The following is a 22,555-nucleotide window of genomic DNA, read 5'->3' as shown; positions in this document are numbered from 1 at the left end:
CCGGATGTCACTGCCACTGGAGGGACTCTCCGCGATCGTCACCGGCGCGGGCCGCGGCCTCGGCCGGGCCGAGGCGCTGGAACTGGCCCGGCTCGGCGCGGCCGTCGTCGTCAACGACTACGGGCAGCCCGGCCGCGACGGCTCGGGCGAGGCCTCGGCCGGACCCGCCGAGCAGGTCGCCGCCGAGATACGCGCGGCGGGCGGCAAGGCGCTCGCCCACACCGGGGACGTCTCCGACTTCCGACAGGCGGGCGAACTCGTCGAGTTGGCGACCGGCGAGTTCGGCCGCCTGGACATCCTCGTCAACAACGCCGGCATCCTGCGCGACCGCATGGTCTTCTCCATGACCGAGGACGAGTGGGACGCCGTGATCCGCGTCCACCTCAAGGGCCACTTCAACACCACCCACTTCGCGGCCGCGCACTGGCGCGAGCGGTCCAAGGCGGCCGGTGGGCCGGTGTACGGGCGGATCGTGAACACCTCGTCGGAGGCGTTCCTCGCGGGGTCGGCCGGGCAGCCCAACTACGCGGCGGCGAAAGGGGGAATCGTCGGGCTCACCACGTCGACGGCCCTCGCGCTCGCCAAGTACGGCGTGACCGCCAACGCCATCTGCCCGCGCGCCCGCACCCGGATGACCGAGGACGTCTTCGCCGGATTCGAGCGCCCCGCCGACGCCCTGGACCCGCTCGCCCCCGAACATGTCGCCCCGCTCGTCGGCTACCTGGCCTCGCCGGCCGCCGCCCGGGTCAACGGCCAGCTGATCGTCGTACACGGCGGCATGGTGGCGATCGTCGAACGGCCGCGCGTACAGGCCAGGTTCGACAGCAAGCAGGACACGTTCACGTACGACGAACTGGACACGCTGCTCACCGCGCACTATGCCGAGCGGCCGGAGGGGGAGACCTTCGCGGCGGCGGAGGTGCTGGCCCTCAAACGGGAGTAGACGCTGGCCTTCAAACGAGAGTAAACGCAGAACGGCCCCGCCCTCTCGTGCGAGGGCGGGGCCGTACGTCTTTCAGGCCGCGTGCTCGGTCTGCTTCTGCTCGACCGGCTTGCGGTGACGGCCGCGGGGGGCCGCCTGGGCCGCCTCGCCGTCGTGCTGCACCGAAACCGGACCCCGGTGCCGGCCGTGGCCGGTGGACTCCTGGACGTCGGCAGTGTGCTGGTTCGTGCTGGCGTCACTCATCGGAAAAACTCACCCCGTCAACATGATCTTTTGCTCACAGCCGGGCGAGTTTAACCGGCGGTTCGGGCCCCGAATCCAGGCAGGCACGCCAACCGCCACTACTTCGTTACAAGACGCCCCAACGGCGCTTCCTGAAGCGGCACAGGACGGAGCGCGACCGGGTTCGGAGGGTCCGGTTCCGACGGCTCGTCCGACGCCGTGTCCGACGCCGTGTCCGACGCCGTGTCCGACGCCGTGTCCGACGTCGACCCAGCAGCCGTACCGTCCCGGACCGGACCCTCCGCCCCCGCGTCCCCCGCGTCCCCCGCCCTCCCCGTGTCCCCCGCGTTCCCCACCGTCCCCGTGTCCCCCGTGTCCCCAGCTTCCTCCGAGGGCGCCGGCACCCGCGCCAACCCGCACGGCGCCTCGGCCGTCGCGTACGGCAGGTGCAGCACCCCGTCCCCGGTCCACAGCCCGGCGCCCGCCAACCACCCCTCGGGCGCCGGGAGATGATGCATCCGGCGCCGGGCGGGCCGCCACACGCCGACCCAGCTGCCGAGGGAGCCGTCGACCCGCAGCGCCACCGCGCAGCTCTCCGGCGTCAGTACCTGCCCGGGCTGGATGGCGAACGGCGTCACCCTGCAGTCGGGCACCCTCAGGCACTCCGGGAAGCGCACCGGAAGCGTGCTGCCCAGCACCCCCCAGCCCAGCCGGTCGTGCCCCGGCGAGGGTGCGTCCGACCGGATCAGCAGCAGCCCGCTGTCCGGGTCGGCGAGCAGCAGCCGGTCGTCGCTGTCCGCCGCGATCTGCAGGAGCGGCGAGACCTCGCCGCCGCGCTCCAGGTCGACGACGACGGTCTTCGTGCGGCCGCCGACCTCCCGGTCGAGGGCCAGCATCCGCCCGGCGTGGTCCAGCCACACCCCGCCCGAACAGCGCCCCGGGATCTCCGCGAGGTGCTCCGGACCGAAGGCGCCGCCCGCCACCAGCCACACCGCGCTGGAGCGCCGGCCCACGGCGAGGCCGTACGCCCGCTCGCCGCCCGGCGCGGGCGGCAGCAGCCGCAGCCGGCTGCCCTCGTCCGGGCACTCGACCGCGCCCAGCGGCAGCTCGCCGGTGCCGGGGCCGGTCGGGTACAGGAGCGAGAAGGTGTGCCGTCCGTCGGCCAGTCGCCGGATGAGGACCCGTCCGTCGCCCATCGGCTGGACCTCGGTGCCGGGCTCCTCCGGCTGGTTGCCGGGCAGCGGCACCGCGTACGGCTCGGGGCCGTCCAGCGTCCAGCGCTCCGGGAACCAGGAGTCGCCGGCCAGCGCGAGGCGGGCCGCGTAGGCGCCGTCCGCGGTGATGGTGCACTGCGGCCGCGCGGCACCATCCGCGTCGTCCGCCGCAGGCTCGATCGCACAGGCCGTCATCGTCTGGTCACCTCCGGCGACGAAGCTAGTTTTCTACGCACGGACGTGGGACGGGCGGGCAGTCACTTCACACAAAGGGGTGGCCCAGGAACGATTCGCCTGAGGAACCCGGGGCGACTGTGCTGGGCGGGACCACCGACGGCGGCACCGGTTCTGCGGGGGAGTACAGACAGGTAGCCTTTTGCTCGTGCCCCGTCTGTCTGAAGTCATCACCGCGCTGGAGAACCTGTGGCCCGCCGCGCGGGCCGAGTCCTGGGACGCGGTCGGCACCGTCGTGGGCGACCCCGACCAGGAGGTCACGCGCGTCCTCTTCGCCGTCGACCCGGTCCAGGAGATCGTCGACGAGGCGTTGAAGCTGGGCGCCGACCTGCTGGTCACCCACCACCCCCTCTATCTGCGCGGTACGACGACGGTCGCGGCCTCCACCTTCAAGGGCCGCGTGGTGCACACGCTGATCAAGAACGACATCGCGCTGCACGTCGCCCACACCAACGCGGACAAGGCGGACCCGGGCGTCTCCGACGCCCTCGCCGGCGCGCTCGACCTTCGCGTCGTACGCCCCCTGGTGCCGGACCCCACCGATCCGTCCGGCCGCCGGGGCCTCGGCCGCATCTGCGAGCTGGACCACCCGCTGTCCCTGAGGGACTTCGCCGCCCGCGCCGCCGAGCGGCTGCCCGCGACCGCGCAGGGCATCCGAGTGGCCGGCGACCCCGAGGCCGTCGTCCGCACGGTCGCCGTGAGCGGCGGCTCCGGCGACAGCCTGTTCGAAGACGTCCGCGCGGCCGGCGTCGACGCCTTCCTCACCGCGGACCTGCGCCACCACCCGGCCTCGGAGTTCGTGGCGGATCGCGCCCACAGTCCCCTCGCGCTGCTCGACGCCGCGCACTGGGCCACCGAATGGCCCTGGTGCGAGCTGGCCGCCGCCCAGCTCGACGAGATTTCCGACCGCAACGGATGGGACCTTCGCGTCCACGTCTCCAAGACGGTCACCGACCCTTGGACCGCCCACGCGGCGTCCACCACCGCCACCTCTGATGCACTGGGAGCCCCCAACTGAACGCCGCGCCCGCCGACCAGATCCGCCTTCTCGACCTCCAGGACCTCGACGTCCGTCTCCAGCAGATCGCCCACAAGCGGAGGTCGCTGCCCGAGCACGCCGAGATCGAGGCGCTGACCAAGGACCTGACCCAGCTGCGCGACCTCCTCGTGGCCGCGCAGACCGAGGAGAGCGACACCGCCCGCGAGCAGATCAAGGCCGAGCAGGACGTGGACCAGGTGCGCCAGCGCGCCTCCCGCGACCAGCAGCGCCTGGACTCCGGCGCGGTCACCTCGCCGAAGGACCTGGAGAACCTCCAGCGCGAGATCACCTCCCTCGCCAAGCGCCAGGGCGACCTGGAGGACGTCGTCCTCGAGATCATGGAGCGCCGCGAGTCCGCGCAGGAGCGGGCCGCCGAGCTGACCGAGCGGGTCGCCTCCGTCGAGTCGAAGATCGACGACGCGACGGCCCGCCGGGACGCGGCCTTCGAGTCCCTCGACAGCGAGGCGGCGACCGCGACGAAGGAGCGCGAGGTCCTCGCCGCCGCGATCCCCGCCGACCTGATCAAGCTCTACGACAAGCTGCGTGCGCAGCAGGGCGGCGTCGGCGCGGCCAAGCTGTACCAGCGCACCTGCCAGGGCTGCCGCCAGGAGCTCGCGATCACCGACATCAACGAGATCCGCGCGGCGGCGCCCGACACGGTCGTCCGCTGCGAGAACTGCCGTCGCATCCTGGTGCGTACGTCCGAGTCTGGTCTCTAGGGCCTCGGTCCTCAGTAAGGGGCTTTTGAGCGTGCGGGAGTTCATCGTCGAGGCCGACGGCGGGTCACGGGGCAACCCGGGGCCCGCGGGCTACGGATCCGTCGTGATCGACGCGGCGACGGGGGAGACCCTCGTCGAGGCGGCCGCGTACATCGGCGTCGCCACGAACAACGTCGCCGAGTACCGGGGGCTGGTGGCCGGCCTGCGCGCGGCACATGAGCTCGACCCCACGGCCGAGGTCCACGTCCGCATGGACTCCAAGCTCGTCGTCGAGCAGATGTCGGGCCGGTGGAAGATCAAACACCCCGACATGAAGCCGCTCGCGGCGGAGGCGGCACGGATCTTCCCGGCTTCCCAGCTGACCTACGAGTGGATCCCCAGGGAGCAGAACAAGCACGCCGACCGGCTGGCCAACGAGGCGATGGACGCGGGGAAGCGGGGGGAGCAGTGGTCGGCGGCGGCATCGACGGCCGAGTTGGACGCGCGGGCGGCGAGGGCGGCGGCGAGGACGGTGGCTGCTCCTGAGTCGTTGAGTCCGTCGAGTCCGTTGGGTCCGTTGGGTCCGTCGGGTCCGCCGGGGGACGCGGTTGCTGGGGCGGCGCGGGCGCGTGCCGCGATGGCCGCTCCCGCTTCTTCCCGCCGCGCAGCGGCGGAGTCTCTCGGCGGCGGAGCGACGAAGGCCGGTGCCGGTGTGGGCGCTACGAAGGCCGGTGCCGGTGTGGGCGCCGCGAAGGCCGACGCCGATGTGCGGGCCGCGCAGGTCGTCGCCTCGCCCGGGTGGGCAGCCGCCGACATGGGCGCGCCGGCCACCTTCGTGCTGCTCCGGCACGGGGAGACGCCGCTGACGCCCCAGAAGCGGTTCTCCGGGAGCGGCGGCAGCGATCCCTCCCTCTCCGACATCGGGCTGGAGCAGGCCGAGAGGGTTGCCGCGGCACTCGCCCGGCGCGGCACCGTTCAGGACATCGTCGCCTCGCCCCTCGCCCGTACCCGGGAGACAGCCGCGGCCGTCGCCGCCCTCCTCGGGCTCGAGGTGACCGTCGAGGACGGGCTTCGCGAGACGGACTTCGGTGCCTGGGAGGGGCTCACCTTCGGCGAGGTGCGCGAACGCTACCCGGACGACCTGACCAAGTGGCTGGCCGACCCGGAGGCCGAACCCACCGGCGGCGGCGAGAGCTTCGCGGCGACCGCCATCCGGATCGCCGCCACCCGGGACAAGCTGCTCGCGGCGTACGCGGGCCGCACGGTCCTGCTCGTCACCCACGTCACGCCGATCAAGACGTTCGTACGGCTCGCCCTCGGCGCCCCGCCCGAGTCCCTGTTCCGTATGGAACTGTCGGCGGCCTCGTTGTCGGCGGTGGCGTACTACGCGGACGGCAACGCCAGCGTCCGGCTCCTCAACGACACGTCCCACCTGCGCTGAACCAGAGGGTGCGGCTGACCAGAGGGTGGGGCTGACTAGAGGGTGCGCAGGCCCGCCGCCGCGCGGGCCAGCTCCTCGATCCGCCCCCAGTCCCGCGCCGCCACCGCGTCGTCCGGGAGCATCCAAGTCCCGCCCACACAGCCGACGTTGGGGAGCGACAGGTACTCGGGCGCGTTGGCCGGACCGATCCCGCCGGTCGGGCAGAAGCGGGCCTTGGGCAGCGGTCCGGACAGCGACTTCAGATACGCCGTCCCGCCCGCCGCCTGCGCCGGGAAGAACTTCATCTCCCGCACCCCGCGCTCCAGCAACGCCACGACCTCGGACGTGGTCGACACCCCCGGCAGGAACGGCACCCCGGACGCCCGCATCGCCTCCAGCAGTACGTCCGTCCAGCCCGGGCTGACCAGAAAACGCGCCCCCGCCGCCACCGACTCCGTCACCTGCTCCGGCGTCAGCACAGTCCCCGCACCCACCACCGCCTCCGGCACCTCCCCGGCGATCGCCCGGATCGCGTCCAGCGCGACCGGCGTCCGCAGCGTCACCTCGATCGCGGGCAGCCCTCCGGCGACGAGCGCCCGGGCGAGCGGCACGGCATCGGAGGCGTCCTCGATGACGACGACGGGCACGACGGGGGCGAGGTCCAGGAGGGAGGGGGCCATGGCGTCATCCTGCACGCGGCATGCAGCATGCGCAAAGCCCGTTGCGCATGTTGCAACACCTGTCGTGGGGCGCTGGTGCTCAGTGAACCTCGTCCACGAGCACATCCAGCGCCCAGGCGGCCCCGGCCCTCCCGGGCGCCGCCGCCTCCACCTCGTACCCGAGATCCCGCAGCGCCGTCACCAGCTCCGTCGGCCCCTTGGGCGAGATCCCGGCCGACAACAGACTCCGTACGATCCGCCCCTTCGTCGCCTTGTTGAAGTGGCTGACGACCTTCCGGGTCGGCGCGTGCAGCACCCGTACCGTCGCCGTCCGCCCGGCGACCTCGCCCTTCGGCTTCCACGCGGCCGCGTACGCCGAGGACCGCAGATCCAGCACCAGCCCGGCCCCGGCCGCCTCGGGAAGCGCCGCCGCGATCGCCGTACGCCAGTGCCCGCCCAGCGCCCCGAGTCCGGGCAGCTTCACGCCCATGGAGCAGCGGTATGAGGGGATGCGGTCGGTCACGCGGACGGCCCCCCACAGTCCCGAGAAGACGAGCAGCGAGCGGGCGGCGCGCTTCTTCGCGGCGGCGTCCAGGGTCGCCAGGCCGAGGGCGTCGTACAGCACACCCGTGTAGATCTCCCCGGCGGGCCGCGCCCCCGCCGTCCGCAGCTCCACGTTCTTCGCGACCTCGCCCCGCAGCCCCTCGCTCAGCCCGAGCACCTCGCGCGCCTTGTCCTCGTCACCCACGCACAGCTCGACCAGCTCGTCGAGTACGGCCTCACGGGCGGCGGTGAGCCCCGGCAACGACAGCGACTCCAACTTCAGCGGGGCGCCGCGGCCGGAGGAGGCCTTGCCTTCGGAGGGCGGCAGCAGGACAAGCACGGGATCGATCTCCTTCGGTTGAACTCCGGAACAGCGTACGGCGTGCCCCTGAGCCGCCCCCGCCCTACGCTCGACACATGCCCCGCCGCCACATCCGCGTGTCCGGCGCCCCCGAAGCCCCCCTCCGGGCCGCCCTCACCGCACTGCGCACCGAACTCGGCGTGCCCGAGAGCTTCCCGCCCGAGGTGCTCGCCGAGGCCGAGCGGTCGACGAAGGCGCCCACCCTCCCTTCGTACGACGCCACCGACCTCCCCCTGTTCACCATCGACCCGCCCGCCTCCATCGACCTGGACCAGGCGATGCACCTGTCCCGGCAGGGCACCGGCTACCGCGTCCGGTACGCCATCGCCGACGTCGCCGCCTTCGTCGTACCCGGCAGGGCCGTGGACACGGAGGCCCACCGGCGGGTGACCACCCTCTACTTCCCCGACGAGAAGGTCCCCCTGCACCCGCCCGTGCTCAGCGAGGGCGCCGCCAGTCTCCTCCCCGGCCAGATCCGCCCGGCCGCGCTGTGGACGATCGACCTCGACGCGGACGGCCGTACGCTCGCCGTCGACGTCCGCCGGGCCCTCGTCCGCAGCCGCGCCAAGCTCGACTACGCGGGCGTACAGAAGCAGATCGACTCCCGCACCGCCGAGGAACCGCTCGCGCTCCTCAAGGAGATCGGCGAGCTGCGGGAGGCGCTGGAGGCCGACCGCGGCGGGATCTCGCTCAACGTGCCCGAGCAGGAGATCGTCGACCAGGACCACACCTACGAGCTGACCTTCCGCGCCCCGCTCCCCGCCGACGGCTGGAACGCCCAGATCTCCCTGCTCACCGGAATGGCCGCGGCGGACCTGATGATCGCGAACGGCACCGGAGTCCTCCGCACCCTCCCCGCCGCCCCCGACGGCGCGGTCGGCCGCCTCCGCCGTACCGCCCACGCCCTGCGCATCGACTGGCCGCACCACGTCTCGTACGCCCAGCTCGTCCGCTCCCTCGACCCGCACCGCCCGCACCACGCGGCCTTCCTCCAGGAGTGCACGACCCTCCTGCGCGGCGCCGGCTACACACCCTTCCGGGACGGCGAACTCCCGGACATCACCACACACGCCGCCGTCGCCGCCCCCTACGCCCACTGCACGGCCCCCCTGCGCCGCCTCGTCGACCGCTACACGTCGGAGCTCTGCCTCGCGGCCGCCGCCGGCCAGGAACCGCCCGAGTGGGTCCTCGCCTCACTCGACGTCCTGCGCAAGGAGATGGCTGACGGGGGCCGACGGGCGGGGGCCGTCGAGCGCGGGTGCGTCGACATCGTCGAGGCCGCGCTGCTCAAGGGCCGGGTGGGGGAGGTGTTCGACGGCTGCGTGGTGGACGTGGAGGAGCGTCAACCCAGCGTCGGTACCGTGCAGTTGGAGTCCCCGGCGATCATCGGCCGGATCGAGGGCGGTGGAGCCGCGCTGCCGCTCGGGGAGCGGTTGCGGGTGCGGCTCATGCGGGCAGATCCGGCACTGGACGTTCCGGCGAAAGTGCTGTTCGCGCCTGCTTGATCGCGCGTACGAGACTGTCGGCGTCCTCGGCGTGGAAGCGAACGAGATGGACGCGCCGCTGGCGGCCGAGGAACGTCAAGTGGGGTACAGGCTCGGCGAGTTCGAGCGTGACGGAGGTCTGGGCGCCCACGGCGAGATCGAGTTCACCCTCGGCACGCTCATGGCTGGCCCGCAGCTCACGACGCACGTCCGCGATCTTCTCCAGCGGTACGCGCAGATCCACGTGCACGGCCCGGCGGATCCGCAGCGAGCCGGCGTCCAGCACATGCGGCCGGACCACGTTGGCCGCGTGCAGCCCGACGACGAAGAGGATGGTGTAGAGGTCCAGGGCGAGCCACACCCGGTGCACGGCCGGGTAGTCGCGCAGCAGCACGGACATCGTCAGCGTCTCGACCACGCACACGAACCCGAACCCGAACATCACCGCGCCCTGCCCACGGGCGTACCCGAAGGCCCGCCCGCCGCCGCCGGTGCCATGGGTCCTCCGGCCCGCCCACAGCGCAAGACTCACAAGCATCCTCAGCTCGTGCCGAACGAGCACACCCACGGTCCTCATCGGTCCCTGCCCTCGGTCAGCATCCGCAACGTCCGGCGGATCGCCTCGGCCTGCGCCGGCGCGAAGTCCGCGTAGAAGGCACGGAGGAAACTGTCGTCGTGATCGATGTCGGCGGCCTCCGGCAGCAGCTCGGCGGGCAGGCAGTCGACGAGGGCGCGGGCGGCCTCGTCCACGCGGGGGTCGGACGGGTCGGCGTCGGCGAGCGCGTCGAGCAGCGCGTAGGCGGCACGGGCCCGCTCCACGCCCCCAGGGGTGGTGAAGGTGCTGCCCAACAGTCCGATCAGCTGCTCCCGGGCCTCCGGTGTCGCCGAGGTGTCGATGAGAGCGAGGATCTCGCGGTCCTTGGCCGCCATCGGCGAGTCGGAGACGTGCCCCACCTCACTGAACAGCGCCGCGAGCTCCGGCGAGACCGGCCCCTCGGCAGGCAGCGAGCCCTGCTGAATGAGCCCGCGCAGCCGGGCACGCTGCTCCCGGATCGCCACCTCCTGCCGGGCGAGATCCTCGTCGAGCTCGGTGAGCACCTCGACGAGATCCTTCCCGGCGTCCTCGGCGAGCACGTCCCGCACCTCCGCGAGCCCCAGCCCCAGCTCGGTCAGCCGCCGGATCCGGGCGAGCACGACGGCATGCCGCAGCGTGTAGTCCCGGTAGCCATTGCCGAGCCGCTCGGGCTCCGGCAGCAGGCCCAGGTGGTGGTAGTGCCGGACGGTCCGTGTGGTGACACCCACGGCCGCGGCGAGTTCTCCGATCCGCATGGGACCAGTACAAACGCTGACGTCGCGGCAGGGTCAAGCACGCGGACCGGCGCTTTCTCGTACAGGTGATCTTCCGGAGTTCCGTTCCGGGGAGCGACTGAACCGGCATTGCATGGATGCCATGTCACTGGATCCGATCACACGGAAGCTCCTGCTGGACTGGTTCGTCGACCTGGACACCCCCGAGGGCCTTCGAGCGGAACTCATCGAGGGAGAGTTCGTCATGACCCTGGTGCCGGACGGGCACCACGAGCACTGCATCAGCCGGACCGCGCGCCAGGTGTATCGGCGATCCCCAGCCGACATGGAGTTCTCGGCAAACAAGGGCCTGCTGTTGCAGAGTGCGGACGGCTGCCCGCCGGATCACGTGATCCCGGACGGCACGTTCGCCTCGAAGGAGCTGCAGCTGTACCGAGGAGTCGATCCCTGGATGCCTTGTGAAGGAGTCGCCCTGGTGCTGGAGGTGACGTCTGAGGTGACGTCCTTCAAACCGCAGACCGACCGCGAGACCAAACGACGCTGCTACGCCCGCGGGGGCGTCCCCCTCTACTTGCTGGTCGACCGCGAGGCCTCGTGGACCACACTGTTCAGTGACCCGGCGTCGGGCGACTACCGGGAGGTCCGCGCCGCCGCCTTCGGCAAGCCGCTCACCCTCCCGGAACCCTTCGCCTTCGAGCTGGACACGTCGGACTTTCTCTGAGCTCTCCGGCGTTCCACCCACAAGGGCAACGACCAGGGGGGCGGCGCATGGAGCAGGCACGGTGGACCAGGGCACGCCTAGGCCGCTGCGGCCCCCCGCTCGACCTGCTCACCGCCCGCTTCGACCGCCACGTCTACGCCTCCCACACACACGAACAGTTCAGCATCGGCATCTGCGTCGACGGCTCCGAGGTCATCGACTACCGCGGCGACCACCTCCGCCCCGGCCCGGGCTCCATCGTCGTACTGGCCCCCGGCGAAATGCACACAGGCCGCCCCGCCGCCTCCGACGGCTACGCCTACCGCGCCCTGTACCCCGACCCCTCCCTCCTCACCGAAGGCACCCTCGGCAGCGGCCTCCCGTACTTCCGCGAGCCTCTCCTCGACGACCTCGAACTGGCCACCGCCCTCAGCCGCGCCCACACCGAACTCAGTGCCTGCCCCGACCCGTTGGAGACCGAGTCCCGCCTCCCCTGGCTGCTCACGGCACTGGCCCGCCGCCACTCCACGGCCCGCGCTTCTGACGACGCCCTCCCAGGCGCCGCGCACATCGCCCACGCCGTACGGGACCGCCTCGCCGACGAGCTCCTCGAACCCCCCTCCCTCGCTCTGCTCGCCGCCGAGCAGGGCTTGTCCCGCTACCAACTCCTCCGAGCCTTCCGTACGGCGATGGGGATGCCGCCGTACGCCTGGCTGGCGCAGCACCGGGTACACCGAGCCCGCGGACTACTGGAATCCGGACTGAAGCCGGCCGAGGTCGCGAGCCTGGTGGGCTTCGCCGACCAGGCCCACCTCACCCGCTGGTTCCGGCGTGTACTGGGCGTGACCCCGGCGGCGTACCGCAACAGCGTTCAAGACGGCCGCCGCTGACCTGGCGAACATGGCCGCATGACTGCACGCGGCTGGTTTCTGTTCTCCCTGATGGGAGTGGTCTGGGGCATCCCCTACCTGATGATCAAGGTGGCGGTCGACGCCCCGCTGTCCCCGTCGATGGTGGTGTTCACGCGCTGCGCGCTGGGCGCGGCCCTGCTCCTGCCCTTCGCGATACGCCAGGGCGGCCTGCCCACCACCGTTCGGACCCACTGGCGCCCGATGCTGGCCTTCGCGTGCATCGAGATCATCGGCCCGTGGTGGACCCTGACCGACGCCGAACGCCACCTGTCCAGCTCCACGGCAGGCCTCCTGATCGCCGGCGTCCCGATCGTAGGAGTGGCCCTGGCCCGCTTCTTCGGCGACACGGAGAGGCTGGGGGCAAGGCGGGCAATCGGTCTCGGCCTGGGCCTGACCGGCGTCGGAGTCCTCACGGTCCCGCACCTGACCGGCGGCGACGCCCGCTCCCTGGCGGAGGTCCTGGTGACGGTGATCGGCTACGCGACGGCCCCCCTGATCGCCGCGCGCTACCTGAAGGACGTCCCGACCCTCCAGCTCATCGCCCCCTGCCTGGCCCTCGCGGCCCTGGTCTACGCCCCAGCGGCGGCGGTGACCTGGCCGTCGACGATGCCCACCCCCTCGGTCCTGGCCGCGCTGGCCACCCTGGGCGTGGTCTGCACAGCGGTCGCCTTCGTGGCCTTCCTGGAGCTGATCAAGGAGGTCGGCCCGACCCGCGCGACGGTCTTCACGTACGTCAATCCGGCGGTGGCGGTGGCAGCGGGCGCGATCTTCCTGGACGAACGGCTGACGGCGGGCATCGTGGCGGCGTTCACGCTGATCTTGGCGGGGTCGGTGCTGGCGACTTCCTCCGGTCCGGGGTCGTCCACCGGCCCGATGCTCCGTCCCCCAGGGGGCCGCGGCCTCGCACAGCGACTCCGCCGCGGGCCGGACCCCCGCCCGGACCGAGGCGAGGCCCGCGCCCGGTAACATGGTCGACACGGCAGACGAGCCGGGCGGACGGCCGCGTGAAGTCCCTCAGGGGGCTTCCCGAGGAACGTCCGGGCTCCACAGGGCAGGGTGATGGCTAACGGCCACCCGGGGTGACCCGCGGGAAAGTGCCACAGAAAACAAACCGCCCAGCGCTCCGGCGCTGGGTAAGGGTGAAACGGTGGTGTAAGAGACCACCAGTGCCCAGGGTGACCTGGGCAGCTAGGTAAACCCCACCCGGAGCAAGGTCAAAAGGAGCGCCGTAAAACGCGCTCTGCGCGGACGTTCGAGGGCTGCCCGCCCAAGTCCGCGGGTAGACCGCACGAGGCCGGCGGCAACGCCGACCCTAGATGGATGGCCGTCTCCCCGGCCGCCGCGAGGCGGTCGGGTGACAGAACCCGGCGTACAGCCCGACTCGTCTGCCGCTGGGCTCTGGCCTTGGCTTATGGCCCGGGTGGAACCCTAGCTGTGTCTGGGCGCTTCCTTTCTCTGTCTATAAGCTCCTAGAAGTTCCTGCCTGCGACTTGACCCCGCCCATATGGCTCTGTAGGGGTGCTTGACTCCACGCAACTGGTGTCTCGATCTCTTCTGCTGCTTTTGTGCACGTGCCGCTACTGTGCGTCCCCATGGGGAAAGCTGTGCGTCTGTACTGGGGATACATCGCGGTTGCAGCTCTCATCGTCGCGTGGAGCCAACAGTGGTCGTTACCAATCATTGTTGCTCTGTCGGTCGCAGTCTCGGCTTACGCTTCCTTCCAGGTGCCGGTCTGGTGCGGAGCGGTCAACCGAGACGGGCGCACGTACTGCCGTAACAACGCCTACGGCATTCTGATGGGGTGTCGGAACCGCCAGCATCGTTGGCAAAAGCTGAAGATGATCGTTCTGCGCAGCAAGGTCGGAGACGTGGGCCGTGCGGTCTTCCCGACGCCGAAGGAAAAGTTCAATGCCCTCCTGGCTGTGGGAGGTGTTCTTTCGGCTGTTGCAGCGGTGATCGTTCCCGCTGTGACGGGCGGGTGAAAGTCAGTCCTACATCCACCACGCACCCCACTCCCAGCTCCCATCCCATCTGGATGGGACTGAGGGGCCCATCCGTGCTCGGGTCGTTCGGGGGCGTCGTCCGGAAGTGCACCGTCTCTTATGAGGCGGCATCGACACCGGAGAGCTTCACGGGCAGCCGGCGATCACGCAATCCCGGCGATGCACCGCCCTGCGTCAGCGGCTGACCACCTCTCGCCCACGCCGAACTACACCAGTTCCGGCACCTCAGCCCGAGATGCCGGATGAATAAGCGACCGCAGCTTCTCGCGCGTCTCCGCGTCCGTCGAGTGCAGAATCGTCCCGACCATCCCCCGCGTCAGCAGCACCTTGTACGTGTTGCGGATGAGGCGGTCGACGTCGTCGTCCGGCGTGGCCTTCGTGAAAGACGGGTCCTTCGAAGCCGAGCGGTCCACGACCCAGCGGTCCGTTCGCCAGACCAGGTCGGGGCCGATGATCACGCCCGACCAGTCGTACTCGAAGCCCTGCGCCGTGTAGACGCAGCCGACCTGGCCGAAGCCGGCCGGGTCGGTGGCCCAGAGGGGGGCGGGTGGGGCGCCGAGGGCGGAGCGGTCGCCGTAGAGGTTCCAGGGGCGGGACCATTGGCCGATCACGACGTCTTCGGGGAGTGTCGTCATGTCGGGGGTGATCTTCGTGGTCCATTTCCAGCAGTAGCCGGCCGACATGCGGGCGCCGTAGCCCTCCTCCCGGCGTGCGACGAGGAAGTCCTCCAGCTCCTGCGGGGTCTCGGCGGTCAATAGTTGCAGCTTGCCGTCGGGCTCCCACTGGCTGGGCGTGCCGCCGTCCAGGCCGAGCAGGTCGATGACCCACTTCTCGTACGCGTCGCTGCCGCCGCACCGGAACTGGCCGTCCAGTTCCACCACCGTGCAGTCGAGACCCTGCTCGGCGGCGGCCCGTTCGATCTCCTGTCGGGTCCCCATCTCGCCGGGGCGCACCACCTGGTGCTGGTCGAGCAGGAACACGGGGACCCGGGCCGCGTCGATCAGTTCCGCCACCTGGGGGCGTCCGGTACGCAGCGCCGCCTTGGTGTAGCGGTTGGCGGAGGTCTTCCGCAGGCGGTGGGCCTCGTCGCAGATCAGCACGTCGAGGTCGTTGGGCTCGGCGTCCATGAAGCTGTTGAAGTACATGAACAGCTGCTGCACTTCACGTTTTTTGTGTCCCGCGACCCTGCGCATCGTCTTGGTGAACGACGCGGACCCGGTCGCGTGCAGCGTGGGTACTCCGCGGCGGTACAACTCTCCCAGGACCGACAGAGCGATCACGCTCTTGCCGGATCCGGGACCGCCGGTCACCACGATCACCTGCTTGTGGTTGCCACGCTTGGCCTTGCGGACGGCGGACATCACCTTCTCGTACGCGACCCGCTGCTCGGCGATGAGTACGAACTGCTCGCGGTCGCGGATCTCGGCTGCCGCGACGGACATCAGCTGCTTCGACGGCCGTGCCTTGGCGTCGAGCAGTACGTCGGCCACGTGTGCGCCGGGCTTCGCGGCGAGCCGCGAGCGCAGGAAGTCCAGGAAGGCGCCGCGCTGTTCCCCGGTGTACATCCGACCGTGCTGGTTCTCCTCGACGCTCCTCAGCCCCGCGATCTGGAACTCGGTCGCGTTGTGCAGGAATGCCACGCCGGCCAGCGAGTTGGGCATCCGCTCCAACGCCCCGTTGAACGACAGCAGATACTCACAGTAGCCCCGTACTTGCTCGATCGGGTTGAGCACGGGCTGCGCGTACGCGTCGATCCGGCACAGCAGCGGCTCGTCCTCCTCCGGGTAGGCCGCGCTCCACTGCTTGAGTTCCACGACGACGTACGACGGCTCGCCTGTGGTGGGGTGCACGCCGGCGAGTACGGCGTCCGCGCGCTTGCTGGTGAGGGGCAGGCTGTACTCGACGAGGACCTCCACGTCGTCGAGCCCGGCCTCGATCAGCGCGTTGACGAGCGCGGGGAGGCTGCGTTCCCATGACCTTATCTCCGTCTGTGCGGGGCTCCGGCCGTGCTGGTGACGGAAGTTCTCGGTCAGATGCAGCGCGAGCGACCCTTCGAGGAGGCGGGCGGCCACGGACGCCGCGGACTCACGGAACAGCAAGAAAATGCCCCCATGCAGCACGAAGAAGACTCGTGCGGGTGGGGGCATGTCCTTCGAGGTCCGCCGCGCAGGCGGATCAGGAAGCCCGTCGGGCCGCTGAGATGGTGCTCGCCATCCTAGGCGAGCGTCTCGATCACGTGGAGGGGACGCGGGAGGGTTCGGTCAGGTGGAGTGCGGAGGTTGGCGTGGTCTGCGGGGCCACTACTACGGCCAATGCCTTGCGTCCGTACTCCTTGCAACGGCGCGGGGGCAGGGCAGATGCGTACTCACACCCCCCTACAAGTGAGGGCCTGTCAGTGTGAGCTGATAAACGTATTAACTGATCGCCACTCAGCGCCGTTGGTGGTGCCCGGACCGTGAGGGGAACACTTCGTGACCGTCTTTGCTCAACCAGCGAGTCTGAAGCGGCCAGCCGTTCGTGAACACTACGAAGAAACCATCCTGCAACCTGTTGACCTGACGAGCCATGTGGACCTCATAGACACCCAGGTCATGCAGACGCTGAGTGGGCTCTTCCCGTCCGGTCAAGCGCAAATATGGGGCGTCACACCAGGCATCAACGGCGCTAATCTGCCGCAGATTCGCAAGATGCAGCCCGGAGACGTCGTCTTCTTCTCCGGCAGTAAACGTCTCTACCTCGTCGGAACCGTGGCTTTGACCTGGCACAACCCGGCTCTTGCGCACCGTCTTTGGGGAGTTGACGACAGGACGGAGCAGACGTGGGAGTACATGTACGCTTTGACCGGAGTGCGAGGCATTGACTTCCCGATGGAGGAGATTCGCTCTCTGCTGAGTTGGAACCCCAACCGCCACATTCAAGGGTTCATTGCTCTACGAGAAACGGACGGCGCGATCCTCAAAGACCTGGTGGGGTTCGAGGACAGCATCCATGGAAGCCTGCTCCCGGACTCCGAGGAGCCTACGACGCCTCCCTACGGCCCCTCGGATGCAGCCGCAGACGCTCAACGACGTGCGGAGCAGGGGCGGCTGAAGAAGGCACTGTTGCCTGGCGCAGAAGGAGAGTGCGCGCTCTGCGGGCGTACTCTGCCGCGAGCCTTTCTCGTTGCTGCGCACATAAAGAAGCGCGCGGCGTGCAGCGAGGAAGAGCGCTGGGACCTCAACAACGTTGCCATGCTTGCGTGCCTTCTCGGCTGCGACAGCCTCTTTGAGTACGGCTTCGTCGCTGTCGAGGAAGGAGGGCAGCTCAGGATCAGCCCCGTCGCAGCGAGCGCGCCGCCCGTGGCCAAGTACATAGAGGAGCACCTGGCTGACCGCTCCATTGCGTGGTGGACAACGGAGCGGGAGCAGTACTACGCGTGGCATCGTTCACACACTTTCCAGCTGGGAGCTTTGACGCCGGATCAGGTCAACAACTGACTGCGTTCGCTCTGTGTCGGCAGCACACGCGTCCTTCGAGGCCAACCGGTCCACGACCCAGCGGTCCGTACTCCACAGCTCTGCCGCAGCCAGTTGGCTTCAGCTCTGCTTCTCGCCGAGCGCTGTGCGGAGCCAGTCCAGTGAGCCGGTCTCCAGCACTGCGTCCGCCAGCGCGTTGGCGGTCTTGGTCGTCAGACGGCCACGGCTGTTGTCAATCCAGCGCTGCGCGTGCTGGTAGCCCTGTGACCTGTACTCGATGCCCTGGATCATGCACTCCAACTTGTCCGCGTCCCGCGCGCAGATCGCTTCCGGGGACTCCTTGGCCGCGTACTCGGCGACCAGGTCCCGCACAGCTTCGGCCAGGAGCTCGGGCATGCCGGCGACTTGGTCGGCGGTGATGTCGCGAGGGTCGGCCTCTCCGCCGGTGTACTTCTTGCCGAGGTGGTTGACGTCTCCTGTGCGGGTCTCCTGGGAGTCGTGCCAGACGGCGAGGAACGCGGCCCGGGCCGGGTCGGCGCCCTCCAGTTTCGCGATGATCGTGGCGATGAGGGCGGTGCGCCAGGAGTGTTCGGCGACCGACTCGGGGTGCTTTACGCCGGCCATCCACCATCCGGTGCGAGCGGTGTTCTTCAGGGTCCCCGCCTCGTACAGGAAACGGGCAACGGCGGTCAGGTCCTCGGACACCGTGGGGCTCCTCTCACGCCTCGGCGAGGCGGATCGCGTACCGGATGCTTTCCAACTCCCGTCGACCGCGTGGCGAGAGCCCACGACTATCCAACATCACCGAGGCGGTCGCGTAGGGCCCGAGCCACCGTGCCGGATCAGCATTTGGGGCGGATCTGCAGCAGTGACCACAGGGAGTGGATGTTGAGGTCGACGTAGCCGTGGTGCGGCACCAAGCCCTGGATGAGGTGCGGCAGGAGTTTGTGGCCGGTCCACGGTCCGGGTGTGCGGTCGGCGATGAATTCGTCCGACAGCCCCAGGCGCTGCGCTCCGCCAACCCAGTACGCCAGTAGTTCAGGTTGGCGGCCTCGACTCCGCGAGAAGTCGACGGCTGGACCCGGCACCCCGCCTGCACGAGAGCCCTGCCGTCCGACAGGCACCGGCAGGGCCTCGCGGCCGTACGAGCGTCAGACGTCCCGCCTCGACGAGGCCAGCCCGACGAACCCCGCCCACGCTTCACGCGACACCGTGACGACGGGACCGGCGTCGCCCTTGGAGTCCCGGACGTGCACAACTGCCGTTCCGGCCGCGACCTCTACACACTGGCCGCCCTCGGTTCCGCTGTAGCTGCTCTTGAACCAGGCGAAGCCGGATGCGGCGGCTGAGGACTCAGCGTTGTTCATAGTGATCCCAGCAACCCTTCGATGAACTCCAGTGACTCTCGCGGACTGAGAGCCTGTGAGCGGATAATCCCATAGCGGGCCGCGGCGAGAACCGTCTGTTCCGGGTCGGTCTCAAGAGTGCTGGTTGCGTGAGTTTCGGCGTACACGAACTTCTTGCCGTCCTTCCGCGTGACGACCGTGAACGGACCGTTCACGCCCGCGTTGTCCTCGCAGTCGAGGGGCATGACCTGGATCTCGACGTTCCGCTTCCGGCCGATGAGGAGGAGCTGCTCCAGCTGTCCTCGTAGGACGTCCTCTCCACCGTATCGATGCCGCAAAACCGCCTCGTCCATCACGAACCCCAGTAGCGGTGCAGGTCGCCGGTCGAAGATGTCCTGCCGAGCCAACCGCGCGGCTACGCGTTGCTCGATCGTTTCCTGGTTCAGGGGCGGACGCCGCATAGCGAGCAGGGCCCTCATGTACTCCTCGGTCTGGAGGAGCCCGTTGACGACATGCGTGTCGTACATGAGCAGCTCAAGGCACTCCTTCTCCAGCGCCGCCATCCCCTGAAAGAACACCGGGTACTGGGCCCGCTCCACCTCCTCCTTCCATAGGCAAAGCAACCCGCTCGCCCTCAGCACCTCATCCGCCCGCTCGATCGTCCGAGGCGACGGAATCCTCCGCCCCTGCTCGAACGACGCGATCGTGGACGCCGAATAGCCGAGCTGCCTTCCGAACTCCTCCCGCTCCATGCCCTCCCGCACCCGCAGCGTCTTCATGGTCTGCCCGAACGCCGTGACGACGCCCCGCCCGGCATCACCTTCCGGCCGTTGCCCGCCCCCGTCGTCGTTCTTCCAACCGTCCCCGAGACTTACGACCGCCTCGCCGTCACCGACTGGCGTCACCTCGGCCCCCGCCGCCGTACTCGCCGTAACATCCGTCATCGACCACCGCCTCCCCGGCCCAACGCCCCTGCAGGGAACGCCGTAACGCCGCGCGCCTCGTACTCGTACCGACACCGCGCGTACAGCCGGTCCGCGTCGGTGCGTCACCACTGGTCACGCTACGCCACCAAGGGCACCGTTATCGGCATGACGACCAAGCCCGACAGCCCCACTGCCCCCACTCAACTCACCGCTCTCATGCCACACTTGATCTCGGCGCCCGAACCGCTCGGTGACCGCACCTTCGAGATGCGCTTCACCTCCACACCCCGCGGCGCTCGACTCGCCCGCCGCCTGACGGCCGTACGCCTGGACGCATGGGGCATCCCGTACGACGTCACACCCCACGACGAGATCGTGCTGATCGTGGCCGAGCTGACTGCCAACGCCGTCCGGCACGGCCACGTCCCCGGTCGGGACTTCCGCCTCCGCATCCACGCGACCGCCGACGGCCGCACCGTACGCGTCGAGGTCACCGACACCCGCGCCGAATGCCTCCCTCGCCGCCCCTCCGCCCAGGACACCCCGGACGCCGGGGAAACCGGCCGCGGGCTGCTCCTCGTATCGCGCCTGGCCGCGCGCTGGGACTGGCACCCGCGCACGGACGGTCCGGGCAAGACCGTCTGGGCCGAGTGCGCCATGGAAGCGCCTTGATGTATTCCCGGCTGAGTCGGGAGGAATTCGGAGAGCATTCCTGGGCTGAATGACTTACCTGGAGTCGAAAGGTAAAGGGGACCGTAGCATGTCAGGAAAGCGGTGGCCGGGTCCAGGTATCAGGGACGGTGCACCGCGAAGCCCGCGCGATATGGCGAAAGCTGGATTGCCTGAACCCTAATCTCCAGTTGGTTAAAAGACGGACCCGTCGGCACGATACCTGACGCCGACGCTGCTTCCTGCATCGGCCATCTCTGCCAGCCGAAGCATCTCCGGGAGGCAGAGCGATTCCCAGCGAGGGAATTCAAGGAGATGAGTGGGGCGCCTAAGTCGCGCTAGATACGTACATCAAGACGAACCATGGGATCACCTAAAGGGCGCGAGCCCCACGGTGACGGAGTGCCCGTAGTAGTCGCAGGAGTAACGACCTGTCAGGGAGAGCGGGAAAGCCGCTCACAGGGCCAAGGGGCACAGGTGATATGGATCAACAAGTCCGGGAGGTATGCGTAATGCAGAGCGCCGAAGCGGTACTTGACATCCTTCGTGAACGAGGTAGGCGTAACCTGCCGTGCAATGAGCTATATCGACAGATGTTCAACCCACAGCTGTATCTTATGGCCCACGGGCGTATCTACTCCAACAAGGGGGCGATGACGCCGGGGGCCTCAGGAGAAACCGCAGACGGCATGTCACTGGAAAAGATCGGACGCATCATCGATGCGTTACGCCACGAACGATTCCGATTCCAGCCGGTCAAGCGTGTCTTCATCCCGAAAAAGAACGGGAAACGGAGACCACTGGGCCTGCCGCCATGGACGGACAAGCTGGTGGGCGAGGTGATGCGCCTCCTCCTGGAGGCATACTTCGAACCCCGCTTCTCCGACCATTCACACGGTTTCCGTCCCCGACGGGGCTGCCACACCGCACTGGGCGAGGTGGCGCGAACCTGGACCGGGACGACATGGTTCATCGAGGGCGACATCGCCAAGTGCTTCGAGTCACTCGACCATCAAGTGATGCTCGAAATCCTGGGCGAGAAAATCCACGACAGCCGGTTCCTGCGGCTCGTGCACAACATGCTCCGAGCCGGATACCTGGAAGACTGGACCTGGAACGCGACGCTCAGCGGCGCGCCGCAAGGCGGGGTCCTCTCCCCGGTCCTGTCCAACATCTACCTGCACAAGCTGGACGACTTCGTCGAACAAGTTCTCATCCCGGAATACACCCGTGGAAAACTCAGGGCGAGAAACCCTGAATACCGCCGGGTGGAAGCGGCTGTCAAACGAGCGCGAGGGCGCGGCGACCGCGCCGAATTACGTGCTCTACGCAAGCGGCAGCACAGTCTCCCGAGCCAGGACATGTCCGACCCGGGATACCGCCGCCTACGTTATGTGAGATACGCCGACGACACCCTTATCGGGTTCGCCGGACCCAAAGCCGAAGCCGAGGAAATCAAACAGCAACTGGCCCGGTTCCTGCGTGAAGAACTCAAGCTGGAACTGTCCCGTGAGAAGACGCTGATCACCCACGCCAGAACCGGCGCGGCACGATTCCTTGGCTATGAGATCACCGTCCAGAGGGACGACCGCAGAGCGGAACGGAAACGAGGCAGCCGACGCAAGCGCCGGTCGACCAACGGAACCGTTGCGCTGCACGTTCCCCAAGACGTGATCAAGGCGAAATGCGCACCATACCTGACACGCGGGAAACCCGCGCGACAGCCCTCGATGTACCACTTCGACGACTACACGCTCGTCAACATCTACGGCGCCAGGTACCGCGGAATCGTCAACTACTACCTGCTGGCCGGCGACGTCTTTCGACTGAACCGGTTGCATTGGGTCATGCAGTCCTCGCTGCTGTGCTCCCTGGCGGACAAGCACCGCTCGACCATGTCGAAGATGGCCCGTAAGTACAAGGCCACCATCGACTCCCCGGCCGGGCCGCGCAAGTGCCTCCAGGTCAGCATCTCCCGGCCTCCGAGCAGGAAACCGCTGGTCGCGCAGTTCGGTGGAATTCCACTCAAACGGCACAAGGCCGCAGTCCTGACCGACCGCGACCCTGCCCAACGCCGCCCACCCCGACGCGAGTTGACCAGGCGGCTGCTGGCCGGATCCTGTGAACTCTGCGGACAGTCCGCAAAGACTCAGGTCCACCAGATCCGCAGACTCGCCGACCTCGACCGGCACGGGCAGCCGCAGCCCGACTGGGCCGTCCTCATGGCAAGGAAACGGCGCAAGACCCTCATGGTCTGCCCACCCTGCCACGAGGACATCCACGACGGCCACGAAACCGCAGTTCACGGAAATCACTGGAGAGCCCGTTGCGGTTAACGCCGCACGACGGGTTCGGGAGGAGGCCGCTGGGAACAGGACCAGCCCCACAGGCTGGCACCTCGCCCGGCGGCCCACCTCACG

Annotated in this window: 23 protein-coding genes and 1 other RNA gene; 13 read left to right on the top strand and 11 right to left on the bottom strand. The window is 69.2% G+C overall.

From position 1 onward, the window contains the following. Window positions 1-4 precede the first annotated feature (4 nt). On the top strand, window positions 5-943 hold the full coding sequence (locus AC5P09_RS21590) for a 3-oxoacyl-ACP reductase (protein WP_493875471.1): 939 nt from the start codon (window positions 5-7) through the stop codon (window positions 941-943). 72 nt (window positions 944-1,015) lie between these two features. Here AC5P09_RS21590 and AC5P09_RS21585 read toward each other — a convergent pair whose 3' ends face one another. Both AC5P09_RS21585 and AC5P09_RS21580 read right to left on the bottom strand, forming a co-directional pair. Further along, window positions 1,016-1,186: a hypothetical protein gene (locus AC5P09_RS21585; protein ID WP_307674442.1), complete on the bottom strand. Its 171-nt coding sequence runs from the start codon at window positions 1,184-1,186 to the stop codon at window positions 1,016-1,018. Between the two features lie 98 nt (window positions 1,187-1,284). After that, a complete protein-coding gene (locus AC5P09_RS21580; protein WP_493875470.1) occupies window positions 1,285-2,574 on the bottom strand; it encodes a hypothetical protein in 1,290 nt (429 codons plus the stop codon). Between the two features lie 187 nt (window positions 2,575-2,761). On the opposite strand from AC5P09_RS21580, the gene AC5P09_RS21575 reads away from it, so the two are divergent. The 3 genes from AC5P09_RS21575 to AC5P09_RS21565 are packed head-to-tail and all read left to right on the top strand — an operon-like array spanning window position 2,762 to window position 5,791. Continuing rightward, entirely contained in the window at window positions 2,762-3,631 is an 870-nt protein-coding gene (locus AC5P09_RS21575; protein ID WP_493875469.1) for a Nif3-like dinuclear metal center hexameric protein, read from the top strand. Beyond that, on the top strand, window positions 3,628-4,371 hold the full coding sequence (locus AC5P09_RS21570; protein ID WP_493875579.1) for a zinc ribbon domain-containing protein: 744 nt from the start codon (window positions 3,628-3,630) through the stop codon (window positions 4,369-4,371). The genes AC5P09_RS21575 and AC5P09_RS21570 overlap by 4 nt, the downstream gene beginning before the upstream one ends. Window positions 4,372-4,402: 31 nt before the next feature. Continuing rightward, window positions 4,403-5,791 (top strand): bifunctional RNase H/acid phosphatase, encoded by a 1,389-nt coding sequence (locus tag AC5P09_RS21565; RefSeq protein WP_493875468.1) that lies wholly within the window; start codon window positions 4,403-4,405, stop codon window positions 5,789-5,791. A 35-nt stretch (window positions 5,792-5,826) separates the two neighbouring features. Here the strand turns inward: AC5P09_RS21565 and AC5P09_RS21560 are convergent, their stop codons facing one another. Further along, window positions 5,827-6,450, bottom strand: a complete 624-nt coding sequence (locus AC5P09_RS21560; RefSeq protein WP_493875467.1) for a bifunctional 4-hydroxy-2-oxoglutarate aldolase/2-dehydro-3-deoxy-phosphogluconate aldolase — start codon at window positions 6,448-6,450, stop codon at window positions 5,827-5,829. 79 nt (window positions 6,451-6,529) lie between these two features. Further along, on the bottom strand, window positions 6,530-7,312 hold the full coding sequence (gene yaaA, locus AC5P09_RS21555; RefSeq protein WP_493875466.1) for a peroxide stress protein YaaA: 783 nt from the start codon (window positions 7,310-7,312) through the stop codon (window positions 6,530-6,532). A gap of 77 nt (window positions 7,313-7,389) precedes the next feature. On the opposite strand from yaaA, the gene AC5P09_RS21550 reads away from it, so the two are divergent. Beyond that, window positions 7,390-8,838 (top strand): RNB domain-containing ribonuclease, encoded by a 1,449-nt coding sequence (locus AC5P09_RS21550; RefSeq protein ID WP_493875465.1) that lies wholly within the window; start codon window positions 7,390-7,392, stop codon window positions 8,836-8,838. On the opposite strand, the gene AC5P09_RS21545 is transcribed toward AC5P09_RS21550, so the two are convergent. Both AC5P09_RS21545 and AC5P09_RS21540 read right to left on the bottom strand, forming a co-directional pair. After that, window positions 8,780-9,394, bottom strand: a complete 615-nt coding sequence (locus AC5P09_RS21545) for a hypothetical protein (RefSeq protein ID WP_493875464.1) — start codon at window positions 9,392-9,394, stop codon at window positions 8,780-8,782. The two genes, AC5P09_RS21550 and AC5P09_RS21545, sit on opposite strands and share 59 nt — an antisense overlap. Next, complete coding sequence (locus tag AC5P09_RS21540; protein ID WP_493875463.1) at window positions 9,391-10,146, bottom strand: MerR family transcriptional regulator; 756 nt, start codon at window positions 10,144-10,146, stop codon at window positions 9,391-9,393. The genes AC5P09_RS21545 and AC5P09_RS21540 overlap by 4 nt, the downstream gene beginning before the upstream one ends. Before the next feature lie 121 nt (window positions 10,147-10,267). Here AC5P09_RS21540 and AC5P09_RS21535 point away from each other — a divergent pair, with 121 nt between their 5' ends. From AC5P09_RS21535 to AC5P09_RS21515, 5 genes are all read left to right on the top strand, one after another. Continuing rightward, the gene (locus tag AC5P09_RS21535) at window positions 10,268-10,846 is read left to right on the top strand and encodes a Uma2 family endonuclease (protein WP_493875462.1); all 579 of its coding nucleotides are present in this window, start codon (window positions 10,268-10,270) and stop codon (window positions 10,844-10,846) included. A 47-nt stretch (window positions 10,847-10,893) separates the two neighbouring features. Next, entirely contained in the window at window positions 10,894-11,715 is an 822-nt protein-coding gene (locus AC5P09_RS21530; protein WP_493875461.1) for an AraC family transcriptional regulator, read from the top strand. Window positions 11,716-11,733: 18 nt separating this feature from the next. Then, complete coding sequence (locus AC5P09_RS21525; protein WP_493875460.1) at window positions 11,734-12,702, top strand: DMT family transporter; 969 nt, start codon at window positions 11,734-11,736, stop codon at window positions 12,700-12,702. 18 nt (window positions 12,703-12,720) lie between these two features. Next, window positions 12,721-13,124, top strand: an RNA gene (rnpB, locus tag AC5P09_RS21520) — RNase P RNA component class A. 204 nt (window positions 13,125-13,328) lie between these two features. Then, the gene (locus tag AC5P09_RS21515) at window positions 13,329-13,718 is read left to right on the top strand and encodes a hypothetical protein (protein WP_493875459.1); all 390 of its coding nucleotides are present in this window, start codon (window positions 13,329-13,331) and stop codon (window positions 13,716-13,718) included. Between the two features lie 227 nt (window positions 13,719-13,945). Here the strand turns inward: AC5P09_RS21515 and AC5P09_RS21510 are convergent, their stop codons facing one another. Continuing rightward, window positions 13,946-15,838 (bottom strand): DNA/RNA helicase domain-containing protein, encoded by a 1,893-nt coding sequence (locus AC5P09_RS21510; protein ID WP_493875458.1) that lies wholly within the window; start codon window positions 15,836-15,838, stop codon window positions 13,946-13,948. A 372-nt stretch (window positions 15,839-16,210) separates the two neighbouring features. Between AC5P09_RS21510 and AC5P09_RS21505 the strand changes: the two genes are divergently transcribed. Further along, on the top strand, window positions 16,211-17,215 hold the full coding sequence (locus AC5P09_RS21505; protein WP_493875457.1) for a hypothetical protein: 1,005 nt from the start codon (window positions 16,211-16,213) through the stop codon (window positions 17,213-17,215). Window positions 17,216-17,314: 99 nt separating this feature from the next. On the opposite strand, the gene AC5P09_RS21500 is transcribed toward AC5P09_RS21505, so the two are convergent. The 4 genes from AC5P09_RS21500 to AC5P09_RS21485 form a co-directional block, all read right to left on the bottom strand. Further along, complete coding sequence (locus tag AC5P09_RS21500) at window positions 17,315-17,899, bottom strand: HD domain-containing protein (protein WP_493875456.1); 585 nt, start codon at window positions 17,897-17,899, stop codon at window positions 17,315-17,317. A gap of 137 nt (window positions 17,900-18,036) precedes the next feature. Further along, window positions 18,037-18,282, bottom strand: a complete 246-nt coding sequence (locus AC5P09_RS21495; protein WP_493875455.1) for a hypothetical protein — start codon at window positions 18,280-18,282, stop codon at window positions 18,037-18,039. Window positions 18,283-18,345: 63 nt separating this feature from the next. Continuing rightward, window positions 18,346-18,561 carry a DUF397 domain-containing protein gene (locus AC5P09_RS21490; protein WP_493875454.1) on the bottom strand — a complete coding sequence of 72 codons (216 nt, stop codon included), beginning with the start codon at window positions 18,559-18,561 and terminating at the stop codon, window positions 18,346-18,348. Next, window positions 18,558-19,484, bottom strand: a complete 927-nt coding sequence (locus AC5P09_RS21485) for a helix-turn-helix domain-containing protein (protein ID WP_493875453.1) — start codon at window positions 19,482-19,484, stop codon at window positions 18,558-18,560. Before AC5P09_RS21485 ends, AC5P09_RS21490 begins: the two co-directional genes overlap by 4 nt. A 147-nt stretch (window positions 19,485-19,631) precedes the next feature. Here AC5P09_RS21485 and AC5P09_RS21480 point away from each other — a divergent pair, with 147 nt between their 5' ends. Beyond that, window positions 19,632-20,138 (top strand): ATP-binding protein, encoded by a 507-nt coding sequence (locus tag AC5P09_RS21480; protein ID WP_493875452.1) that lies wholly within the window; start codon window positions 19,632-19,634, stop codon window positions 20,136-20,138. Window positions 20,139-20,647: 509 nt separating this feature from the next. Continuing rightward, the gene (locus AC5P09_RS21475; RefSeq protein ID WP_493875451.1) at window positions 20,648-22,471 is read left to right on the top strand and encodes a reverse transcriptase/maturase family protein; all 1,824 of its coding nucleotides are present in this window, start codon (window positions 20,648-20,650) and stop codon (window positions 22,469-22,471) included. Window positions 22,472-22,555 lie beyond the last annotated feature (84 nt).

The organism is Streptomyces sp. a15, from assembly GCF_059026085.1.
The sequence above is the reverse complement of the archived record's forward strand: the minus strand, read 5'-3'. Positions and strand labels throughout refer to the sequence as shown.

What these genes read in the sequence shown, in the direction of transcription:
- AC5P09_RS21580 (WP_493875470.1), bottom strand. Translation starts at nt 2,574, where the DNA reads ATGACGGCCTGTGCGATCGAGCCTGCGGCGGACGACGCGGATGGTGCC.
- AC5P09_RS21525 (WP_493875460.1), top strand. Translation starts at nt 11,734, where the DNA reads ATGACTGCACGCGGCTGGTTTCTGTTCTCCCTGATGGGAGTGGTCTGG.
- AC5P09_RS21475 (WP_493875451.1), top strand. Translation starts at nt 20,648, where the DNA reads ATGCAGAGCGCCGAAGCGGTACTTGACATCCTTCGTGAACGAGGTAGG.
- AC5P09_RS21480 (WP_493875452.1), top strand. Translation starts at nt 19,632, where the DNA reads ATGACGACCAAGCCCGACAGCCCCACTGCCCCCACTCAACTCACCGCT.
- AC5P09_RS21515 (WP_493875459.1), top strand. Translation starts at nt 13,329, where the DNA reads ATGGGGAAAGCTGTGCGTCTGTACTGGGGATACATCGCGGTTGCAGCT.
- AC5P09_RS21590 (WP_493875471.1), top strand. Translation starts at nt 5, where the DNA reads ATGTCACTGCCACTGGAGGGACTCTCCGCGATCGTCACCGGCGCGGGC.
- AC5P09_RS21540 (WP_493875463.1), bottom strand. Translation starts at nt 10,146, where the DNA reads ATGCGGATCGGAGAACTCGCCGCGGCCGTGGGTGTCACCACACGGACC.
- AC5P09_RS21490 (WP_493875454.1), bottom strand. Translation starts at nt 18,561, where the DNA reads ATGAACAACGCTGAGTCCTCAGCCGCCGCATCCGGCTTCGCCTGGTTC.
- AC5P09_RS21535 (WP_493875462.1), top strand. Translation starts at nt 10,268, where the DNA reads ATGTCACTGGATCCGATCACACGGAAGCTCCTGCTGGACTGGTTCGTC.
- AC5P09_RS21560 (WP_493875467.1), bottom strand. Translation starts at nt 6,450, where the DNA reads ATGGCCCCCTCCCTCCTGGACCTCGCCCCCGTCGTGCCCGTCGTCGTC.
- AC5P09_RS21550 (WP_493875465.1), top strand. Translation starts at nt 7,390, where the DNA reads ATGCCCCGCCGCCACATCCGCGTGTCCGGCGCCCCCGAAGCCCCCCTC.
- AC5P09_RS21530 (WP_493875461.1), top strand. Translation starts at nt 10,894, where the DNA reads ATGGAGCAGGCACGGTGGACCAGGGCACGCCTAGGCCGCTGCGGCCCC.
- AC5P09_RS21485 (WP_493875453.1), bottom strand. Translation starts at nt 19,484, where the DNA reads ATGACGGATGTTACGGCGAGTACGGCGGCGGGGGCCGAGGTGACGCCA.
- AC5P09_RS21545 (WP_493875464.1), bottom strand. Translation starts at nt 9,394, where the DNA reads ATGAGGACCGTGGGTGTGCTCGTTCGGCACGAGCTGAGGATGCTTGTG.
- AC5P09_RS21585 (WP_307674442.1), bottom strand. Translation starts at nt 1,186, where the DNA reads ATGAGTGACGCCAGCACGAACCAGCACACTGCCGACGTCCAGGAGTCC.